Source organism: Levilactobacillus brevis, assembly GCA_021383565.1.
Classification (GTDB): domain Bacteria; phylum Bacillota; class Bacilli; order Lactobacillales; family Lactobacillaceae; genus Levilactobacillus; species Levilactobacillus brevis_B.
In genome coordinates this window covers 731,472-750,705 of sequence record CP079699.1, presented here as the reverse complement: position 1 = coordinate 750,705, position 19,234 = coordinate 731,472, and the positions used below count along the sequence as shown (strand labels likewise).

Below are 19,234 nucleotides of genomic sequence, written 5' to 3'. Positions count from 1 at the left end.
TTTGTTTTCCTTATATACCGATGCCGCCACACAGCCACAAAGCGGGCTCAGCGCCGGGGGCATCCTGATCGTTCACGATCACGAACAGACCCAGCTCAAGCACGTGCTCACCGCCACCAATAATCACGCGGCCGAGTTCGAGATTGCCCGGTTGGGATTTCTCGAATTAGCCAAATTGGTTGGCGCCGACTGTGCCACGACGACCGTTCTATTTTATACCGATAGCCAGATTGTCAACGATAGTTTAAGCAAACATTATGCAAAACATTACCAATCTGCGGTTGACGCGCTACTGGCCGCTCAGGCACCCTTTCAATTGGTGCTCACGCAATGGGTGCCCGAAAAGCAGAACCAAGGCGCCCACACGCTGGCCAATCAGGCGCTTCATTCGGCCGAAGACGCCAAATAGGTGGTCAAGGGCTTCTCGTATTGACTCCAGTCGGGGGTTCCCCCGTACAGTGCGGAGCCGGCCAAGAACTTTCCGATTTGAGGCCCGGTAGTTAAGCCGGATGAGCCTAGTCCGGAAGCCACGAGAAAGTCTTCGTGCTCCGGAACCAGACCGAAGAATGGGGCGAAGTCGTCGGTATAGGCACGCGTCCCCACTCGAACACCGGTCAGGCTATCGGCCGTGACGTCTTTGACCAATCGTTGCGCACTCGCCAACAGGTCAGCCGTCACCTCGGGATTGACGCTAAGATCGAACTTGCCGTCATTTTCATGGGTAGCCCCCACGATTAATTTACCGTGACCAAACGGCACAAAGTCGCGTTCACCCTCCGGCATGACGACCGGCATGTGTTCTTGCAGGGGGTAATCTTTGACCGCTAGTTCGATGAGTTGCCCCTTCTGTGGTCGCACATCCGCCACAACACCGAGCGGCGCGATGAGTTCCTTGAGCCAGGCCCCAGCCGCGATGATGACCCGATCGAATTGCCGGGCACCCAGCGACGTCAAAACTTGACCCTGAGCATTGAGCTTCACGCGCTCATGACTGACCTTGAGGTTGCGTTGACTGGCCAGATCAAGCAAGCCGTTAACCAATGCGGCGCCATCGACACGTGCACCCCCGGTAATCAAGACCCCGGGCTGTGGCGCCGTCAACAGGGGCACTTGGTCTTGAACCTCCTGCGCGGTTAACGTCCGGACATCCCCCATCGTAGCAGCTGTCTTACGGCGATCCTGGGCCAAGGCAAATAAGGTCTCCAAATCGGCCTCATCTTCACGCGTCACGATGGTTCCGGTCTGCTGATAGACCGCCGTGCCGAGACGGGCATCGTGAATCAATTCGGGATAGAGGTCGGCCCCGGCCTTGGCGAGCCGGTACCATTGCTGGTTCCGTCGCTTGGAGAGCCACGGTGAAATAATCCCCGCGGCGGCCTTGGAAGCCTGGCCCACACCGTCGTCAAACAGGGTGACCTTGACCTTCTCACTACCTGGTAATTTACTCAAATAATAAGCTGCAGTGGCTCCAACGATCCCGCCACCGATAATGGCAATTCTCTTTTGCATGCAACTTGACCTCCTAATCAAAACAGTTTTAACTAGCTTTCATTTTAGCATACCTTGCTGGGGATAACGCTTAGTTAATCCGTGGCACACGTATTTTTCACCAATGCGGCCTAACTTCAGGTAAGTCGTCGTGCTGAGGTATTAATGGGTTACGGCGCGAATACACCAAAAGTACTAAAAAAACTCAGCGTGGGCAATTCGCCTAACGCTGAGCTTTTTCACTAACTCGTTTTAAAACTTCACAGCCTACTTGAACACCCGGAACCGTTCGCTATCATCCAGGTAGTCCTTGTCACCGGCTGGCGCTTCGATGGAGCCGAAGTCCATTTCGGCCCGTAACCGCCAGCTAGCTGGCACATCAAAGGCCTCGCGAACGGCGTCATCGATCAGTGGGTTGTAGTGTTGGAGGTTCGCCCCCAGGCCATTTTCAGCCAACGAGGTCCAGACCGCGTACTGGGCATTTCCTTGGGACTGTTCGGACCAGTCTTGGAAGTTGTCCGCATATAATGGGAAGTTTTCCTCGAATTCCTTCACCGTCTTGGTCTCGGTGAAGAACAGGACCGTCCCAAAGGCCGCCTTGAACCCGTTAATCTTGGCTTGGGTCTTGGCAAAAGCACCGTCGTCTTTAACGACCTTACGCAAGGCAGCGGCAACGATGTTCCAGAGCTTTTCGTGGGAATCCCCGAATAAGATGATGGCCCGCGTCGTCTGGTTGTTGAAGGAAGACGGCCCCTGCTTAATGTTGTCCTTGATCAGATCGACCAATTCATCCTGCGAGAAGGACACGTTACGCCCTAGGGCATAGATACTACGACGTTGCTTGGCGAGTTTAAGAAATTCTGTTTTCATGTTAAACAGCCTCATTTCATTGATTATCATTGACGGGTTGACTGGTAACGTTGCTTATTAGTTTATCACTTACTTTTAGGAAGTAAAGTATTTTTTCAAATTCAGACTTGACTTATCCACTGATTAGTGACTAATCAGCGCAAGATCCAAGCGCTACTTGACCGCTTTTTTCAATTACTAAAAGCCATGGTAAAGCATTTAACTAAATTTTTACTCAGCACATTTTATTTTACTAAAATCACATCTATTTCCAGCCACTCACGCCGCCAGTAACTTCATCAACTGGTCGGTTACCCATTTGGCATCCATTTTTGAGGCAGGTGCTTGTAGCAGTACCCCCAGTAGGAAGGTCCACAGTGCCGGGACGATCTGCGCCACCGCTACCGTTAATTGCCGTTGTGCCACCAACAAGGTTACGACCGTCTGCAGGCTCTGGGGCACTGGTAACGGTGCCGCCAGGATGAAGGCAATCGCTTGGGGATGAGCCGTCGCATAATCTAAGAGATTGGTCACCGTCTGCCGTAGCATGGCCGTCGTGTCGGCCGAGTCCAAGACGCCGGTGCGCAGCGCTGCCGTAAGTTCGTCCTGAATATCCCCTCGTAGTTGATTCAGCAAGGCCGCCTTGTCGGGGTAATGCCGATAGACAGCCGCTGGGGTCACGGCGAGAAAACGGGCGATTTGCCGTAGGGACAGCTGATCTGCGCCGTGCTCTTCTAATTGTTGACGGGCCTGTTGCGCGATGGCTGCGGCTAAATTTTGACGATGATAGGGGCGTTCTGTCATGATAATCTTCCTTTCCACGTCCACATTCGATGTTACTGCTGATTACATTTATATGTTATCACTGTTAACTTGATATGTAAACAGTAGTAACATCAATTAATCTCGTTGAATCCTTACAGAAGTTTTACATTCACTCTCCGACAAGAGTTTTATAATAGGGATAAACTTTACTTTAGAAAAGAGTGCCGTCTATGTCACGAACTATTTCCACCCGTCGTTTCACGCTACAAGTCCTGATCTTTTGGGTTATCTGGTTGCTTGTCCAACTAACGCTCAATTCCCCCATCGAACATCATCTCACTGGGTGGTCGGAAGAACTAGCCCTCGATGCCGTCAAGCTCATCATCTGGGTTGGCGGTGCCCTCTGGTTCTTACACCGTGCCCATCCCGAGGAGCTGGCCATCAGTCCTCGCGAGCAGTGGCGGCCCAACTGGCACTTCACGGCCGGCTACGTCATCTGGGCCGTGATTGTCGTTTACCTGTTAGCCGAATTTGCGCTGATCCACCACGGCCTGCGCATCAGTCCCAGCTTTACACCCGAGTACTGGGGACGCTACTTCCTCGTCGTCGGAGTCGCCGAGGAATTCCTCTTCCGGGGATATTTCTTCAATGTTTTACTAAAAAAGTTCAGCCTCACACGGGCCAATACCATTCAAGCACTGGCCTTCGCCTGCCTCCATATCCCCCGTTACCTCACCACTGTTCCGGCGATGAGCCCAGCCACTTGGATTGGCAACCTCGTTACCGTTGCCGCACTTGGTGCCCTCTTCGGGTGGCTGTACGCCAAGAGCCGCTCATTATGGCCCGGCATCATCGTCCACATGACATGGGATATTCTGGTTACGCTATTTGGCTAAAAAAAACGCGCCGCTAAATTTTTAGCAGCGCGTTTTTTAACTTAACGAATAATATCGCGGCGAAGATACCCTAGCAAAATAGCCAGGAAGATCAGTGGCAACAAGAAACTCAGTAATGGCGTCAAAAGACTAGCCGACGTCGCTAGCGTGATGCCCACGTCTAACACGAAGACAACGCCACTAACGGCCAACAGGCTCCGCCACCAGTTACGGGTGATCTTGGCTTCGTAGGTAAGGCCATAGACCAGTAACGTCAGGGCCGTTGTCAGTAACAGCGCGCGTTGATACGGCGCAACCCCCATGATCAGGGTGACCAGTAGAGCCAGGACACTCAGGCCCATGAAGAAATACCCGTACCAGCGTTGTGTTTCCTTAATTGCTTTCACGTTCATCGCTTCCCTCTTAAGTCTAATTCCAGTATAATCACCTGACAACTTTTTTCAAATCAGCTCCATTATTCAGCCTGATCGGGCCGCAGCGGACCATTCCATTCATCGCTCACCACCGCGGTCGTCTCGTGCCGAAAGACTTTGAGCAGGGTCAACAAGCTCTCCGCACTATTGTCAACGGTCAGCTCGCTCGGATCAAGCCAGTAGATGGGGCCCTCGGCGCTCGGCTTGATGGTCCCCGTAAACTGGTCGCTCCGGTAGAGCAAGCCCAGTTTCCGCTGCTGACGATCGGTTGCGAACCACTCGCAGGTGCCGCAAAAGTCGACGTTGGCTAACGTCAGCCCCGTTTCCTCGAAGACCTCCCGTATCGCCGCGGTCGCACAACTCTCGCCCACTTCGACGTGACCACCGGGGAAACTGTGTCCCGCCTTCCAGGGTACATTCACTTTGTCTTCCACTAGGACCCGGCCGGTCGCGGGGTCCGTCACCATAATCATCGTGACCAATTCTACCGGTTGCGCTCTTGTCATCGTTTTTTCCTCCTATTTAAGACGGCTGTCAGCCCGGCCGTAAAGCTAAACGACCAGATCCACGTGACTAGATAGCACGTGATAATCCCCAGTACAGGGTGTATTCCGGTCAGTGTTGCACCGCCCAGCCGCCAGATCACCTGTAGCCAAAACACGTTGGCCAGGTAAGACGGATAGGCATAACCCGCTAATCGATGAATCACTGGTAGCGAACGAGCCTGTCGAGTCTGTTGACTACCGGCCAGCGCCAAAACCAAGCCAATCACGGCCAGATCATAGACGACCGTCGCCGGTAAATAGTAGCTGGTGTGGCCTAGATCAATCGGTAGCTGCCACGCGAGTAGGACTCGCCATTGACTCAGTAAGGCCACCACGGCTAAGAGCAGGCCCACCAACCACCACCGACGCAAATATCGCTGAATGACCGGCCATCCGTACCACACCAAAATGCCGAGAATCGCGTACGGTATAAAACCCAGAAACACCCGGTCTAGGAGATACCAGCCGGCAAGCCGCGCTGTGGGGTAAACTGCCAGACTATACCAGCCCATCCACAGCAGGTAGCCCACCGTGGTCACACTGAGAATCCCCCAGGCGGCACGTCTGCCACGCAACCGCCGCCGAATCGCCCAAAACATGGGCATCAGCAGGATCATTTGCAGCATCATTGTGTTATACCACAGATGGGGTGCGGCATTGCCGTTGACAAATTGCCAGCCGAATTGCAACCAATTTCGATACGGGTGGTGCTGCTGCAAGCCCGGAAAAATCAACAGGTAGGCCGCTGTCCAGCAGATGGTCGGTAAAAACAAGGCCGACCACTGCTGCTTCAAGTAGTGACCGTACCGTGGTTGTCGCTCGGCCGTCGTCCGCATCGTTGTGAGTAAGATACCGCAGATAAAGGCGGGTGCCGTAAATTTCACGGCCAGATACACGCCCGACAGCAGCGGTCGCAGCGCCACCACCCGGGGCAAGTCCCAGGCGAGGCCCAGGACGGATTGGAGCATGACCGCCGTACAGGCAACGATTTTGAGATAATCGCCGCCATCGGCCACTCGATTCAATTCTTTTGTTTTCACGTACAGTCATCGCCTTTACAGTTTCCATTTTAGCAAGGGTCGTCCGACGCTGTAAAGGCGCAAAAAAAAGAGGCCTGCCAGCCTCTTTTTAAAAATCATTATGCTTCGCGTTCTTCGTGACCGCGATTTTTAAATTTTACAATCAAGTCATCAATCCCGTAGCAGACCAGACCCAATCCGCCAAAGATGGCTGGAAAGGCGATCCACATCGGTGACTTCATTAAGACCAGCACCAGACTCAAGAAGCCCACTGCCAAGATCACTAATACCGTCAAAGCAATCGTGTCTTTTTTCATATTGCTCCCCCCTAAGCTATTCAAATCTACGTGGCCCCTAACCACATCCATAGTTTAGCAGGTTCTCTGGTGGACGACAACGACTTTGACCAAGCTTAATAAAGTCACTAACTTTTGCGAACGCCCGCACTCAGTGGCTATTGCCATGGTTAGGGAGCGGATGGTCCAGATGTTGGAGTTGCCCACGGAATTCCGAGGCGTACCGCTCCTGGTCCGGTTGTTCATCCATCAACCGTTCGCTCAAGCCCACGGCGTAATCGGCTTGTTCGCCGTGTTCGCCTTGATCCAAGCCTAATTCCTCTTCACCGGCCGTGACCCGCATTGGCATGAAACGCCGTAGAACCACGACGAGGACGCAGCCCACGACCGCCACAAAGGCAATCGTGAAGGCCGTGGCCAGCAGTTGAATGCCAAAGAGGTGCCAGCCGCCACCGTACGCCAACCCATTTTCCGTAATGGTCGGGTTAACGGCCTTGGTCGCGAAGATTCCCGTGAGGATACTCCCAACAATCCCACTGACACCATGACAACCGAAGGCATCCAGCGCATCGTCTACCCCCAACCGCGGCTTCAGCAAGTGAATGAACGCGTAGCTGGTACACGTCGCGACGAGACCAATGGCGACGGAGCCCATGACCGTCACATAACCGGCGGCCGGTGTAATCGCCACGAGACCACACAAGGTTCCCGTGCAGACGCCGACCAGCGTGGGTTTCCCCGCGGTCCAGATATCCAGAAACATCCAGGTCACCATCGCCATGGCCGTGGCCACGGTACTGGTAATCGCCGCCTGCATCGCCACACCGTTAACGGCTAAGGCACTGCCGGCATTGAAACCGTACCAGCCAATCCATAAGATGGCCGTCCCCAGCAAGACCCAAGGCAAGTTGTAGTGGGGATTGTCGCGATTACCCGTCAACCGTGGTCCTAACCAAGCGGATAAAACCAGAGCCGTTACCCCGGCATTGATGTGGACGACCGTGCCACCCGCGAAGTCCAAAACCCCCAGCTTAGCCAGCCAGCCGAGCGGACTCCAAACCAAGTGCACCATCGGGTAGTAGATGAAGATGGACCAAACAATCAGAAAGACCAGTAAAAACTTGAACCGAATCCGACCAACGACCGCGCCAACGAACAGCGCTGGCGTAATGATGGCAAACATCATTTGAAACAGGGAGTAAGACCCCACTGGAATGTGGCTCGCCGTGAGACTCGCGAGGTTGACTCCCGCCATGAAGACGTGGTGTAGGTTCCCCACGATCCCCGCGATGTTTCCGGAAAAGGCCATGCTGTAACCCAGAAAGATCCACAATAGAATGGCCACGCCGGTCATGATAAAGACCGATAGCATGGTGTTGACAACGTTCTTCTCGGACACCAGCCCCCCGTAGAAAAAGGCCAACCCCGGAGTCATAAACAAGACCAGGATACTAGCAACTAAAACAAATGCGGTGTTAGCAAGATTCATCTGCGACGCCCTCTTTATCTCTTAATGTCACAAATTCTAACATTGAAAATGGTCCACGTCTACTTTGGGGGTTAGAATAGCCTATTGTTTGCCGTTTTGACTTACTAACACCGCCCCATAAACGATTTGGTCTAGCATGGACCCGGCTAAGCCGGATTACTATGTTATCTTTCCTTACATGCTTTTTGAAAAAAAAACAAAAAAGCCAGCCCCGCGTAACCGCGGTGACTGACCTGCTGGGTGGTCAGTTGTCGCTGACCACCTTTTATTTTTTACCATTTACTTTTAAGTCTCAGCGTTCCAGCCTAGCTGATGCGAACAGTAAGGCGACCAGCTAAAGCCAAACTAAGCCACGACGTTTTACCGGCGCCAGTTTTTGACCGCGTGGGGAATCATCTTGCGAATACCGCCCCGCGGGTCCTTTACATCCCCCGTATACCGGGGAATGAGATGGATGTGCGCGTGCATGACGGTTTGCCCGCCGGCCGGATTAACATTGATGCCAATGTTATAGCCGGCCGGTTGGTAGCGCTCATCGAGCAAGTGTTTTCCAGCCATCATCAACTCATCGAGTGCCTGCTTAGTCGCTACCGGCACATCGAAATACGTGGCATAGTGCTGCTTGGGCACAATTAACAGATGACCCTTCCGGACCGGATGGATATCCCAGAAAGCCTTGGCCAAGTCATTTTCGAGGACGATCTCAGATTTTTGACAAAAGATACAATCCGCTTTAATCACCAAACATTACCCCTTGTGTTGTCGTGGTTGCCGTTGCGCCCAGAACTGGAAGTAATCCGTCCGCAGCGCCCCGTTGTAAAGTTTCCGGGTCTTCGTGGCCTTTTGACCGTAGAAGTGTTCGAATTCCAAGTCAGCCGTCAAGATGTACTTGGACCAATCGGTGTACGGCTTAAAGACCTGGCCCATCTGCTTGTAGAGTTCCCGCACGCTGGCCTGATCGCTCAACCGTTCCCCGTAAGGTGGGTTGGCGACGATGACCCCGTGCTTCAGATCCGTTTGAAAATCCTGTACGGCCAATTGGCGGAACGTGACGTCCTGAGACAAGCCAGCTTCCTCGGCGTTCTTCTTGGCAATCGCAACCATGTTCTCGTCGATATCGGTCCCAAAAATTTGGAGCGGCGTGTCATAGTCCGCCTTGGCATCGGCCTCGTCCCGGACCTTATCGCTCAACTCTTGTGGCACCCATTCCCAACTTTCGCAGGTGAAGTCGCGGTTAAAGCCGGGGGCGAGGTTCCGCCCGATCAATGCGGCTTCGATCGGAATCGTCCCGGACCCGCAGACGGGATCCCAGAACGGCATGTCCTTGTGCCAGCTGGTCAGTGCAATCAGGGCCGCCGCCATGTTTTCCTTAATCGGCGCGCCCCCCTTGCCAACCCGGTAGCCCCGCTTGAAGAGGCTGGGACCGGTGGTATCTAGTGTCAGCATGACGTGATCCTTATCGATCATGACTTCCAACGGATAAGTTGCGCCCGTTTCCGGCATCCGCGTCCGCCGGTGATAGACGGCCGCCAGCTTGGTGGCCACGGCCTTCTTCACGATGGCCTGTGCGTCCGGCACACTATGTAACTGCGACTTCTTAGACCGCCCTTCAACGGGGAAGGCCGCATCCATCGGCAATAACTCGTCCCAGGCGACCGCCTTGGTGGCTTCAAACAGCTCATCGAAGGTCACCGCGTCAAACTCGGCCACGATGATCCGCACCCGATCGGCCGTCCGCAACCACAGATTTGTCCGCAAGATATCCTCGACCGTCCCGTCAAACCGGACCCGGCCGTTTTCAACCTGCGTCTCGTAACCCAAATCACGTAATTCCCGACCAGCCAACGCTTCAATGCCGCTAGCCGTTGCGGCGTATAAATGAAATTTCTTCATAACATCCTCCTCATATCACTGTTGATTCCACGATTCTGAACGCCTGACGAGTTGGGACAGAACTGCCCAAACTCTGGTGTCGCCAATTTAAATAGCCAAAACGTACGCCAAAGGGCAGGTGGTTTCGCTTAAGACTGATCCAAGCCTGGGATTATTCGGTGATCTATCTTAATGCTCACCGACTATTCGCCTCTTGTCCCACTCTCCATCTGCGACCAGTTTACCACCAAACACGGTGGTCTTGGGATTAACCCCTTTAAAATGTCTAAAAAAAGGGTGGGAGCAAGCTCCCACCCACCTGACATGGTGTAAATCCCTGTAAGCCATGTTTTGTACCACCCAACCGTTTCAGGCAAACGGCTGACTGGCAGTAATCATCTATCTCGAGAGTTTCCTCTCCCCCCACATTTCGTTCATTTCCATATGTGAAGCGCCCCTACCAAAAGTTTGGGTTGCCCGCTCGAGGGGTTTACCGCGTTCCACCGCCTAGATTTCCCTAGACGTATCGTCACTGTGGCACTTTTCAGGGATACTCGGGCATAGCCGAAGCCGTAGCCGTTTTTTCCCGCCGTAACGTTATTGCTAACGTCCCCCGGCTTATTTTTTCACCGAGCACGAACACTACAGACATCGCAGTCTGTGCGAGCATGGACTTTCCTCAGCCGACAAAAGCCGACCGCGATTACTCAGGATTTACACCAGTCTTTATAATTCTACAAACGATGTGACTCGTTTGGATCATTATCTAATTGTGAGCCGAAAACGTGCCGTTCCAGATTGGAGAGCCGTTTCAAAATGTCCATATTCGTGGCACTTGAAACCGGTTGGCTAGTCGTCGATGCTTGGCGTTGACCGCCACCCACTTGCACTTGCTTCGTGAGTTCGTCGACCTTCGCTAACAACCGTTCGTTTTCTTCTTGAAGCCGTTGATTTTCCTTAACAAAGGTGTCGTAGTCCTTGATGACGTTGTCTAAGAAACTATCAACATCGTCTGGATCGTAACCGCGCATCTTTTGTCGAAATTGCTTTTGCAAAATTTCCTTGGGAGTGAAATTAACGTTTTCCATTGATTTTTACACCTCGTTGTCTTATCAAACCGGCAATTAATATAATACCAGTTTTCATTCGATTTGGGAACCATTATTTAAATTTTCTTGATATTCGTTGGCACTTTCTTGCAACCAATCCATATCGATAAGTGTTAAGGGATAAGTATGCTGCTCCTGAAACTGCGTCACGGCGCGGTAATCATACTTAGGTTTGCCTTCGACTTCTAAATCATATACCATGACTGCCTCATCCGTATGGGTCAGCATAAATTCTTGATAGTTTCTTAACTGTTGGGGGCCATGATAGGGTTGTGCACTAACCGACTGGTGAAAGTCCACCTGGCTGGCCAGCGTTGCATACTGCGCCTGATTGCCCTCGTTCCAGTTGTTGCCAAATTCGGCAAACGGCGTCATCATAGCAATCTTGAGCTCCGGATAATCCCGTTTGAGCTTCAGGCCCACCTCGGCGGCCCACTGCTCGACGCCCAGTTGACCACCCGTAATCAGCCAATCGGTTCCAACTTCCACCTTATTAATGAGTAATTTACGCAACGTATCCTTAATCACCAACAACTTGGGATCTTGATTACCAAAGACGCCCAATTCATAGCTTCGATAACCCGTTAACCACAGACGACTCACCGCATTACCCCCTTATTAACACGCTACCAGTCTAGTGTAGCGAAATTTTAGGGTCACGGCAAGTCAATTGCGTCGTCAGTCGACCGCATCAATCACGAAGACCCGCGCACTGAAATCAGCGGAAGATTCTACGCCCTGGGTCGTCGCCAACAGGTGTGGCACGAAGAGACCCGCGTGCATCAGCTCATCGCCAAAGTAAATGTGGTCATCCCCGGCAACTCGGTAGCGCTGATCGGCTTGCAGTCCCTGCAGATACAACCGATTGTAGCCGGGATTGGGCCGATTTAGGATTTGATAACGGGCCGCAATCGACCGGCGTCCGTCGGCACTCACAACTTGCCAGCTGCCCACGTTTTTAGACCCCGTAAAGGGACTGTCCAACCGGTAGAACGTCCCCTGCTGGAACAGGTCACGGTGGGCCTTGTAGAAGGCTATCTGGGCCTTAATCGCGGCTTTTTCGCTATCTGAACATTGCGTCACGTCAAGCTCGTAACCCAAGTCACCGAAGTAGGCCACCGCCGCTCGTGTCGCCAGTGGCGTGATGCGTCCCGTCTGATCGTTGGGAACCGCGGACACGTGGGCCCCCATCATGGCTAATGGGTAGCCGTAAGACGTCCCGAACTGGATACGTAGGCGCTCCACGGCATCGGTGTCATCGCTGGTCCAGGCTTGCGGCGCATAGGCCATCATCCCCAGGTCGAACCGGCCACCACCGGACGCACAGGATTCAAATAACACGTCAGGATAGGCCGTTGTCAGCCGTGCATACAGCTGATAGACCCCTAGCATGTACCGGTGGGCGAATTCCACCTGTCGATCGGCCGGTAAGGTTGGGCTGAAGGATTCCGTGATATTGCGGTTCATGTCCCACTTGATGTAGTCCAGCTGTGCCGCTTCAATTAAACGACTAATCTTTCCATATAAGTAATCCACCACTACTGGATTCGCCATATCGAGAACGAATTGGTTTCGTCCCGGAGTCATCTCCCGGTGGGGCGCGCTGACCGTCCAATCAGGATGCGTGCGGTATAGGTCACTGTCGAGTGAAATCATTTCCGGCTCGAACCACAGCCCAAACTGCAACCCCAAGCCGTGAATCTGGTCGGCCAGATGGGCAATCCCGTGCGGTAGTTTGGCCGCATAAACGTCCCAGTCTCCCAGTGAAGTCGTATCGTCATCTCGATGACCGAACCAGCCATCGTCCAAGACAAACATTTCGATACCGAGTCGCTGTGCTTCCCGGGCAATCGCCAATAGCTTTTCTTCATCAAAGTCGAAGTACGTGCCCTCCCAGTTATTGATCAGCACGGGCCGCGCCTGCTGCGCAAACCGGGGATTGACCAGATGGTGTTGATAGAACGTCCCCAGTTGCTGGCTTAGTTGATTCAACCCTTGATTGGTGTAACTCAACACGGCTTCCGGCGTCTGAAAACTTTGGTTGGGAGCGAGTTGCCAGCCAAATTCTGTCGGATTAATGCCGGCTAGGAGTCGCGTCGTATCGAAGGCATCGACTTCTACCTGATCCAAGAAATTTCCAGAATACACCAGGTTAACCCCCATGGCTCCCCCCTGATCCTCGTTGGTCTCGGGCCGAGCTAGGATGATGAAGGGATTCTGCTGATGGCTAGAAGCCCCGCGCAGACTGCCCACGCTCTGAATGCCGCTGCGCAGCGGCTGACGAATCAGGTGGCGTTCCCGTGCCCAACTTCCAGAGAACTGTAGCAGATCGTAGTTGGCGTCCGGCAAGTCCAGCTGTAGGCTCAGCGCCCGATCGACTATGACCGTGGCCCGCCCATGATTGGTGAATTTCGCGCTACGAACAATGACGTCTTGGTGGGGAAAGACCGCATAACTCAGTGTCAACGTCAGATTGGTGACGACATCCTCTAAGGTCACCACCAACGTCTGCGCACCGTCATCACAATCGTCAAACGTGGACGGCAAATCCGGTAGCCGTTGTTTTCCCGGTAAAACTTGCGCATCCCGATAGCGAAATTCGCTGATGCGACTGCCATCCGGCCCGGTAATTTGAAAGGCTGGGTCCCGGTAATCCCCCTTACCCAAGCCGGCAAACTCCTGCTTCAACGTTTCCGGTTGGAAATCGGGGTGATCCAGCCGCCAAGCGGGCATGTCACTGTGCTCCTCGCGAACCGTCAGCTCGGGAAAGTCTGGTTGGTCATGCAGTCGTGGGCCGTAGTATAGCTGACCCAACGCCCCATTTTCCATCACGTGAAAAATGTAGCTGGTGTGGTCCGTCTGCAGGTGAAAATGATGTGTGTTGACTAAGATTGGCATAGGTGTTCTCCCTTCATGATGAATGATCCTTAAAATTATCGTAGCACAGTTTGTAAGCGCTGACACCTCGGCTGAAACGTATTTTTCAACAGTTGCGGTATCCAAAGCAGTGAGCCAGCCACCGTAGATCCGCGACTAAATACGCTGGGACGCTAACTTTACCAACTCAGCGTTTCGTCTTAAAGTGGGCGGTTAAGGTTGAAAGTTTGCGAACACGCCCCAGTCCCCAGGTGGCAGGACTTATCGCCATTAAACGCGTCATCACCCCCCACAAGGTGGACGACCTAACCTTCTAGTCTCTCCAGCCGTGATTGGACGAACGACCGCAGCTGAAAAGTTATTTTAAAAAAGAAAACATTTCTTTAGAATTTGTTTGGGAGTTTTTATTTCTGGGTCAGCTTGGTATAATATCAATAACTGGGCCACAAATGAAAGCCAGCTTTCAACAAGGAGTGAGGAGTCAATGACTATTCGGTATCCCAATGGGCATGCCTACCAAGCGCCAGCGAATTCTACGGGGCCCAAGTTTGCCAGCCACTACACCAACTATGGTAAACGGGGTATGACGCTGGAAGAGGAACTGAACCAAAGCAACACCTATTATCAAACACACGGTCTGGCGGTCGTTCACAAGAAGCCGACCCCCATTCGGATCGTCAAGGTCGACTATCCGAAGCGTAGTGCCGCCGTCATCAAGGAAGCTTACTTCAGCACTGCGTCGACGACCGATTACAACGGTGTCTACCAAGGACACTATCTGGATTTCGACGCCAAAGAAACCAAGAATCAGGCGTCGTTTCCACTCAAGAACTTCCATCAACATCAGATCGATCACATGCGGGCCTGCACGGTTCAAGGCGGTATCTGTTTTGCCATTATCAAATTCGTTAGCCGCCAAGAGACCTACCTGTACCCCGCGACTGATTTATTTACCTTCTGGGACGATCAGGCGACTGGTGGGCGTAAGTCCATTCCCTACACCGAGATCGCCACTAAAGGCTTCAAGATTACCGCACAGCTCCAACTGCCGGTACCCTATCTTAACGCCGTGGACCAACTACTAAAGCGGTAGCTGACACGTTTAAACGCAAAGGAGATTACCATGTCTAGTAACAATTCAAGCAGAGAGACCCGGATGAGTCGCAATGCCGAACGCAATGTCAGACCGACCGGCAAGTCCGGCGGCCCCCAGCGACCACACAACGGTTGGCGGACCTTCCGTCGCGTGCTCTTCGTGATCGTGGCCATCGGGGTTCTCGGAATCCTGTTTGGGGCCGGCCTGTTCTTTTTCTACGCGCAGAGTGCACCGAAGATTTCCCAGTCGGCCCTCTCCAGTGACGCCTCGACGCGGGTCTACGATGCCAACGGGACCGTGATTTCCCGACTGGGTGCGCAGAACCGTAGCTACGTCAAAACCAAGAACATCCCCGACGCCCTGAAGAAGGCCGTTGTTTCAACCGAAGATCGCCGATTCTACAAGAACAATGGGGTTGACCCCATCCGGATCGTCGGTGCGGCCTTAGCCAACGTCACCGGCTCCTCTCTGGGGATGCAAGGGGGGAGTACCCTAACTCAGCAATTGGTCAAGCTATCGGTCTTCTCGACCGCTGCCTCGGACCGGACGCTTAAGCGTAAGGCCCAGGAAGCCTGGTTAGCCTTGAAGGTCGACCACAACTACTCCAAGGACCAGATCCTCGAGTACTACATCAACAAGGTTTACATGGGTAACGGGGTCTACGGGATGCAGACCGCGGCGCAATACTATTATGGGACAAATCTTAAAAACTTAGACTTAGCCCAACTGGCCATGCTGGCCGGGATGCCGCAATCCCCAACGAACTATGACCCGACGACCTACCCGGATCTAGCCAAGAAACGGCGGGATCTCGTCCTGGACGCCATGGCTAAGAATAACGTCATCACCACCGCTCAGGCAGCCCAGGCCAAGGCCACCAGCATCAAGGCCGGTCTCGCCACGACGCATAAGTCGACGGCCACGGCCAGTGCCAAGACCACCAAGGTAATTGACGCCTACCTGAAGCAGGTCTATGCCGAACTGAAGACCAAGGGATACAACACCACTACCGGTGGCCTGAAGGTCTACACCAACCTCGACATGGGCGCCCAGAAGAAACTTTACAACATTGTTAACGGCAGTAGCTACGTGAGCTTCCCGTCTAGCAAGTTCCAAGTCGGGTCAACCATCGTCGATCCGAACAACGGGAAGGTTGTCGCCATGATCGGTGGCCGGAAGACCGGTAACGTCACGTTCGGCCTGAACCGGGCCGTCCAGACTGACCGGTCCAGTGCCTCGACGGCTAAGCCTTTGATGGATTACGGGCCAGCCATTGAGTACCTGAACTACCCGACCTACGAACCCGTTAAGGATACGGCGTTTACCTACCCGGGGACGACCAAGAGCCTCTACGATTGGGATCGCAAGTACCAAGGAACCATTACCATGCGTAAGGCCCTCTACGAATCCCGGAACATTCCGGCCATTCGGACCCTGCAGAACGTCGGCATCAAGAAAGCCACCACGTTCCTGAACGGTTTGGGCATGTCCTTTGATAAGACGTTGACCCTGCAAAACGGGATCGGACTGTACATCTCGACCGAACAGGAGGCCGCGGCCTACGCCGCCTTCGCGAACGGCGGGACCTACTACAAGCCTTACCTGGTCTCCAAGGTCGTTACCCAAGACGGCAAGGCGCACAACTACGCTTCTGTTGGGAAAAAGGCCATGAGTGCCGCGACCGCCTTCATGTTGACCGACATGATGAAAGATGTCATGACCAACGAGAATGGGTCCGGTCGTTCCGCTGCCATTTCCGGACTGTACCAAGCCGGAAAGACCGGGACGGACTCCTACCCTGATGACTACGCGGATAAAGTGCCAGACGGTGCCACCATGGATTCCTGGTTCACCGGCTACACCAAGAACTACTCGGTCTCCGTATGGACGGGTTACGACAAGCAGTTCCAGACGGGCCACTACGTCAGTGAGACGCAGACGACCATCGCCCAAGAGATTTACAAGTATACGATGAGCTATCTGGCAACCAAGAGTACCAACACCGACTGGACGAAACCAAGTACGGTAACCGAAACCAGCCAAAATGGAAAGACCGAGTATTACGTAACCGGTCATCCGGGCACGGTCTCCGATACCACGTCAACCAGTCAGTATGGCTCAACCAATACCACGAGCTCCTCGGCCTATAGTAGTAACGGTCAGGTCACGACGAACTCCAGTAGCAGTTACCGGACGGAGTCGTCCACGACTAGTCAATCCAGCGCCAGCAAAGAATCCTCCAGCACGGAGCAGACCACTGGTGGAAACAATGGAAACGACGACAATGATACGACGAATTCTAGTTCTACCAACACCTCTTCCGCTGCCGACACGCAGAATAAGGATGACGATGATTAAATTAATCGCAAAAAAGCAAGCGATGCATGGCCCAACAGGTCGTGCACCGCTTGCTTTTTGTATATGGTGGCGTACTGGCCGCCTTGCCGTTCGCCAGCCATTCACGCCCGACACTTACAATTAAAGAGATAGTCTTAAATCTCGCTAGTTATCCGTCAGCTTAAAAATTGGGACGTCTGGGATGTCATTACCCGGCGTGGCCGTTGGGTTCGCACTCGGACGAGGATTCTGGCGTTCCTTTTCCCGCTGCACCTGAGCGGCCGTCTTGAGATTCTTCTTCTCCCAGTTCAGCAGGATGCGGTCCATGTATTTCAGACTGTAGGCCTGGCTGAGGACCGCCTCCTTTAGGGCCAGCTGAATCAACTCGGGCCGGTAGTGGTCGTTGTCTAGCCACTGATTGATGCTCTCCATCTCTAGTGGCGAGAGCGGCCGACCGAATTCCGTTTCAATCTGGTTGAAAACGGTGGCCCGATCGGTCGTGGCCGTCGTCTGAACTTCCTTTTTGGTCGTCTGGACGGCCAATTGGCTGAGCTTCTCCATCAGCAATCTGAAGTCATAGGCGTCTTGCTTCTGCCCCTGACCGTCCGGAACGCTGGTAATCGTCATCAATTTATTGGCGATGAGCTCGTGTAAAATCTGATAGACCCGCTGCTTATCCCAACCGAGATGGTCGGCAATGTCTTCGGCCGCGGGCATCTTCTGGCCGCGATCCATGTAGCGCCGCAACTGCAAGAAGACCAATAACTGGTCGGTGGTCATCCCCACCTCGCGGAAATGGTCCAGCAGGTAATTGGCGATACTGGTCTGCCCGGCCTGAATATAACGCTGTGTGAAATCTTCCATTCTCAAAATCCCCCTGTTTTTCCACTGACCGAACGCTTAAACGTCATCAGTGGCAAGAAACGACCGAACGCCCACGGGCAGTCCGATCGTTTTTAGTCTAACATTTCAAAAAGTAAACGTTGTGTGGCTTAAGCAGTCATGAAGGCGTGGAGCCGATCCACGGCGGCCTGTAGCGTGCCCAGATCCGTGGCGTAACTCAACCGAATGTGGCCGGGCAGCCCGAATGCTTCACCGGTGACCGTGGCCACGTGGGCCTCATTGAGTATGCGGTCCACAAATGCCGCCGTAGTGGTCACATGCTTCAACGCCATCGCGGCCGTCACGTCCGGAAAGAAGTAGAAGGCACCGGCCGGCTTAGTCAGCTCAAAGCCCGGTAAGGCCGCCAACTGCGGATAAATGACATCCCGGCGGTGCTTGAAGCCCGCCTTCATCTCAGCTACCGAGTCCTGACTGCCGGTCAGCGCGGCCGTCGCAGCCGCCTGACTCACAGCCGCCGGATTCCCCGTCATATGCGACAGTACCGTCTTTAAGGCGGCCGTAATCTCTGCGTTAGCGACGGCATAACCGATCCGCCACCCCGTCATGGCATAGGTCTTCGACACCCCATTGATCAGCACCGTGTGGTCGTCAATGGCTGGTGAAATTCCCAGCATCGACGGCGCCGGTTGGTCATCATCATAGAGGAGTTCACCGTAAATTTCATCTGCGACGATGGCCAAGTCGTGAGCCACCGCAAAATCGCCAATCGCCTGCAACTCGGCACGCGTATAGGTCGTCCCACTAGGGTTCTGCGGTGAATTCAACACAATGGCCTTGGTCGCCGGCGTCAGCGCACCGGCAAGCTGATCGGGCGTGACCTTCAGCGATGCGGTTGGGGCCACCTCAATCGGTCGCCCACCCGCCAGCTTTACTTGTTCGCTGTAGCTCACCCAGTACGGCGCCGGCAGTAAGACGTCATCCCCGGGATTTAAGAGGACCTGAAATAACGCGTAGAGCGCCATCTTGGCCCCGGTGGTCACGACCACCCGCTGCGGATCAACGTGCACGTGGTGTAGGGTCGCCAAATTGGCCGCAATTGCCTGTCGTAGGGGTAAGACGCCCTCGGTCGCCGTATACCCATTGACCTGATCAGCCTGAATGGCCGCCACCGCCGCATCCTTAATTGACTGCGGTGTGGCGTAATCCGGTTGACCAACGCTTAAGTTGATGACGTCAACGCCTTGGGCTTGCAACGCTTGTGCCCGCTGACCGGTCGCTAACGTTGCTGAGGGACTGACCCCCTGTGCCCGTTTTGACACTTGCATATGATCCGCCTCCTG

The 19,234-nt window shown here is 53.8% G+C and carries 19 protein-coding genes and 1 other RNA gene; 4 read left to right on the top strand and 16 right to left on the bottom strand.

Annotation, left to right across the window (positions count from 1 at the left end; all coding sequences use genetic code 11):
- Position 1: 1 nt before the first annotated feature.
- A complete protein-coding gene (locus KB236_03580) occupies positions 2-409 on the top strand; it encodes a ribonuclease HI family protein (protein ID UIF29828.1) in 408 nt (135 codons plus the stop codon).
- Here KB236_03580 and KB236_03575 read toward each other — a convergent pair.
- From KB236_03575 to KB236_03565, 3 genes are all read right to left on the bottom strand, one after another.
- Complete coding sequence (locus KB236_03575) at positions 385-1,509, bottom strand: FAD-binding oxidoreductase (protein ID UIF29827.1); 1,125 nt, start codon at positions 1,507-1,509, stop codon at positions 385-387. The two genes, KB236_03580 and KB236_03575, sit on opposite strands and share 25 nt — an antisense overlap.
- Before the next feature lie 246 nt (positions 1,510-1,755).
- Positions 1,756-2,358, bottom strand: coding sequence for a nitroreductase family protein (locus tag KB236_03570; protein UIF29826.1), 603 nt, complete (start codon positions 2,356-2,358; stop codon positions 1,756-1,758).
- 258 nt (positions 2,359-2,616) lie between these two features.
- On the bottom strand, positions 2,617-3,141 hold the full coding sequence (locus KB236_03565) for a TetR/AcrR family transcriptional regulator; helix-turn-helix transcriptional regulator (protein ID UIF29825.1): 525 nt from the start codon (positions 3,139-3,141) through the stop codon (positions 2,617-2,619).
- Between the two features lie 191 nt (positions 3,142-3,332).
- On the opposite strand from KB236_03565, the gene KB236_03560 reads away from it, so the two are divergent.
- Positions 3,333-3,998, top strand: coding sequence for a CPBP family intramembrane metalloprotease (locus KB236_03560; GenBank protein UIF29824.1), 666 nt, complete (start codon positions 3,333-3,335; stop codon positions 3,996-3,998).
- A 41-nt stretch (positions 3,999-4,039) separates the two neighbouring features.
- Here the strand turns inward: KB236_03560 and KB236_03555 are convergent, their stop codons facing one another.
- From KB236_03555 to KB236_03505, 11 genes are all read right to left on the bottom strand, one after another.
- Positions 4,040-4,384 carry a hypothetical protein gene (locus tag KB236_03555; GenBank protein UIF30280.1) on the bottom strand — a complete coding sequence of 115 codons (345 nt, stop codon included), beginning with the start codon at positions 4,382-4,384 and terminating at the stop codon, positions 4,040-4,042.
- 68 nt (positions 4,385-4,452) lie between these two features.
- Positions 4,453-4,917: an NUDIX domain-containing protein gene (locus KB236_03550; protein UIF29823.1), complete on the bottom strand. Its 465-nt coding sequence runs from the start codon at positions 4,915-4,917 to the stop codon at positions 4,453-4,455.
- The gene (locus tag KB236_03545) at positions 4,914-5,996 is read right to left on the bottom strand and encodes an acyltransferase (GenBank protein ID UIF29822.1); all 1,083 of its coding nucleotides are present in this window, start codon (positions 5,994-5,996) and stop codon (positions 4,914-4,916) included. Before KB236_03545 ends, KB236_03550 begins: the two co-directional genes overlap by 4 nt.
- Before the next feature lie 98 nt (positions 5,997-6,094).
- A complete protein-coding gene (locus KB236_03540; GenBank protein UIF29821.1) occupies positions 6,095-6,292 on the bottom strand; it encodes a hypothetical protein in 198 nt (65 codons plus the stop codon).
- Positions 6,293-6,422: 130 nt separating this feature from the next.
- Positions 6,423-7,760, bottom strand: a complete 1,338-nt coding sequence (locus KB236_03535) for an ammonium transporter (GenBank protein ID UIF29820.1) — start codon at positions 7,758-7,760, stop codon at positions 6,423-6,425.
- A 360-nt stretch (positions 7,761-8,120) separates the two neighbouring features.
- Positions 8,121-8,501, bottom strand: a complete 381-nt coding sequence (locus KB236_03530; GenBank protein UIF29819.1) for an HIT family protein — start codon at positions 8,499-8,501, stop codon at positions 8,121-8,123.
- A 6-nt stretch (positions 8,502-8,507) separates the two neighbouring features.
- On the bottom strand, positions 8,508-9,653 hold the full coding sequence (locus tag KB236_03525; GenBank protein UIF29818.1) for a class I SAM-dependent RNA methyltransferase: 1,146 nt from the start codon (positions 9,651-9,653) through the stop codon (positions 8,508-8,510).
- Between the two features lie 314 nt (positions 9,654-9,967).
- Positions 9,968-10,347, bottom strand: an RNA gene (gene rnpB / locus KB236_03520) — RNase P RNA component class B.
- A gap of 19 nt (positions 10,348-10,366) precedes the next feature.
- The gene (gpsB, locus tag KB236_03515; protein UIF29817.1) at positions 10,367-10,720 is read right to left on the bottom strand and encodes a cell division regulator GpsB; all 354 of its coding nucleotides are present in this window, start codon (positions 10,718-10,720) and stop codon (positions 10,367-10,369) included.
- A 54-nt stretch (positions 10,721-10,774) separates the two neighbouring features.
- The gene (locus KB236_03510; GenBank protein UIF29816.1) at positions 10,775-11,344 is read right to left on the bottom strand and encodes a DUF1273 domain-containing protein; all 570 of its coding nucleotides are present in this window, start codon (positions 11,342-11,344) and stop codon (positions 10,775-10,777) included.
- A gap of 75 nt (positions 11,345-11,419) precedes the next feature.
- Positions 11,420-13,639: an alpha-galactosidase gene (locus tag KB236_03505; protein UIF29815.1), complete on the bottom strand. Its 2,220-nt coding sequence runs from the start codon at positions 13,637-13,639 to the stop codon at positions 11,420-11,422.
- A gap of 463 nt (positions 13,640-14,102) precedes the next feature.
- Here KB236_03505 and recU point away from each other — a divergent pair, with 463 nt between their 5' ends.
- On the top strand, positions 14,103-14,711 hold the full coding sequence (gene recU / locus KB236_03500) for a Holliday junction resolvase RecU (GenBank protein ID UIF29814.1): 609 nt from the start codon (positions 14,103-14,105) through the stop codon (positions 14,709-14,711).
- Between the two features lie 30 nt (positions 14,712-14,741).
- The gene (locus KB236_03495) at positions 14,742-17,072 is read left to right on the top strand and encodes a penicillin-binding protein (protein ID UIF29813.1); all 2,331 of its coding nucleotides are present in this window, start codon (positions 14,742-14,744) and stop codon (positions 17,070-17,072) included.
- Between the two features lie 144 nt (positions 17,073-17,216).
- On the opposite strand, the gene KB236_03490 is transcribed toward KB236_03495, so the two are convergent.
- Both KB236_03490 and KB236_03485 read right to left on the bottom strand, forming a co-directional pair.
- Positions 17,217-17,915 carry a DnaD domain protein gene (locus KB236_03490; GenBank protein UIF29812.1) on the bottom strand — a complete coding sequence of 233 codons (699 nt, stop codon included), beginning with the start codon at positions 17,913-17,915 and terminating at the stop codon, positions 17,217-17,219.
- A gap of 128 nt (positions 17,916-18,043) precedes the next feature.
- Positions 18,044-19,219, bottom strand: coding sequence for a pyridoxal phosphate-dependent aminotransferase (locus KB236_03485; protein UIF29811.1), 1,176 nt, complete (start codon positions 19,217-19,219; stop codon positions 18,044-18,046).
- Positions 19,220-19,234 lie beyond the last annotated feature (15 nt).

Bases quoted from the DNA above. Each gene is read 5' to 3' on its own strand.
- recU (UIF29814.1), top strand. From the start codon at position 14,103: ATGACTATTCGGTATCCCAATGGGCATGCCTACCAAGCGCCAGCGAAT.
- KB236_03550 (UIF29823.1), bottom strand. From the start codon at position 4,917: ATGACAAGAGCGCAACCGGTAGAATTGGTCACGATGATTATGGTGACG.
- KB236_03485 (UIF29811.1), bottom strand. From the start codon at position 19,219: ATGCAAGTGTCAAAACGGGCACAGGGGGTCAGTCCCTCAGCAACGTTA.
- KB236_03495 (UIF29813.1), top strand. From the start codon at position 14,742: ATGTCTAGTAACAATTCAAGCAGAGAGACCCGGATGAGTCGCAATGCC.
- KB236_03490 (UIF29812.1), bottom strand. From the start codon at position 17,915: ATGGAAGATTTCACACAGCGTTATATTCAGGCCGGGCAGACCAGTATC.
- KB236_03575 (UIF29827.1), bottom strand. From the start codon at position 1,509: ATGCAAAAGAGAATTGCCATTATCGGTGGCGGGATCGTTGGAGCCACT.
- gpsB (UIF29817.1), bottom strand. From the start codon at position 10,720: ATGGAAAACGTTAATTTCACTCCCAAGGAAATTTTGCAAAAGCAATTT.
- KB236_03535 (UIF29820.1), bottom strand. From the start codon at position 7,760: ATGAATCTTGCTAACACCGCATTTGTTTTAGTTGCTAGTATCCTGGTC.
- KB236_03570 (UIF29826.1), bottom strand. From the start codon at position 2,358: ATGAAAACAGAATTTCTTAAACTCGCCAAGCAACGTCGTAGTATCTAT.
- KB236_03505 (UIF29815.1), bottom strand. From the start codon at position 13,639: ATGCCAATCTTAGTCAACACACATCATTTTCACCTGCAGACGGACCAC.
- KB236_03560 (UIF29824.1), top strand. From the start codon at position 3,333: ATGTCACGAACTATTTCCACCCGTCGTTTCACGCTACAAGTCCTGATC.
- KB236_03540 (UIF29821.1), bottom strand. From the start codon at position 6,292: ATGAAAAAAGACACGATTGCTTTGACGGTATTAGTGATCTTGGCAGTG.
- KB236_03525 (UIF29818.1), bottom strand. From the start codon at position 9,653: ATGAAGAAATTTCATTTATACGCCGCAACGGCTAGCGGCATTGAAGCG.
- KB236_03565 (UIF29825.1), bottom strand. From the start codon at position 3,141: ATGACAGAACGCCCCTATCATCGTCAAAATTTAGCCGCAGCCATCGCG.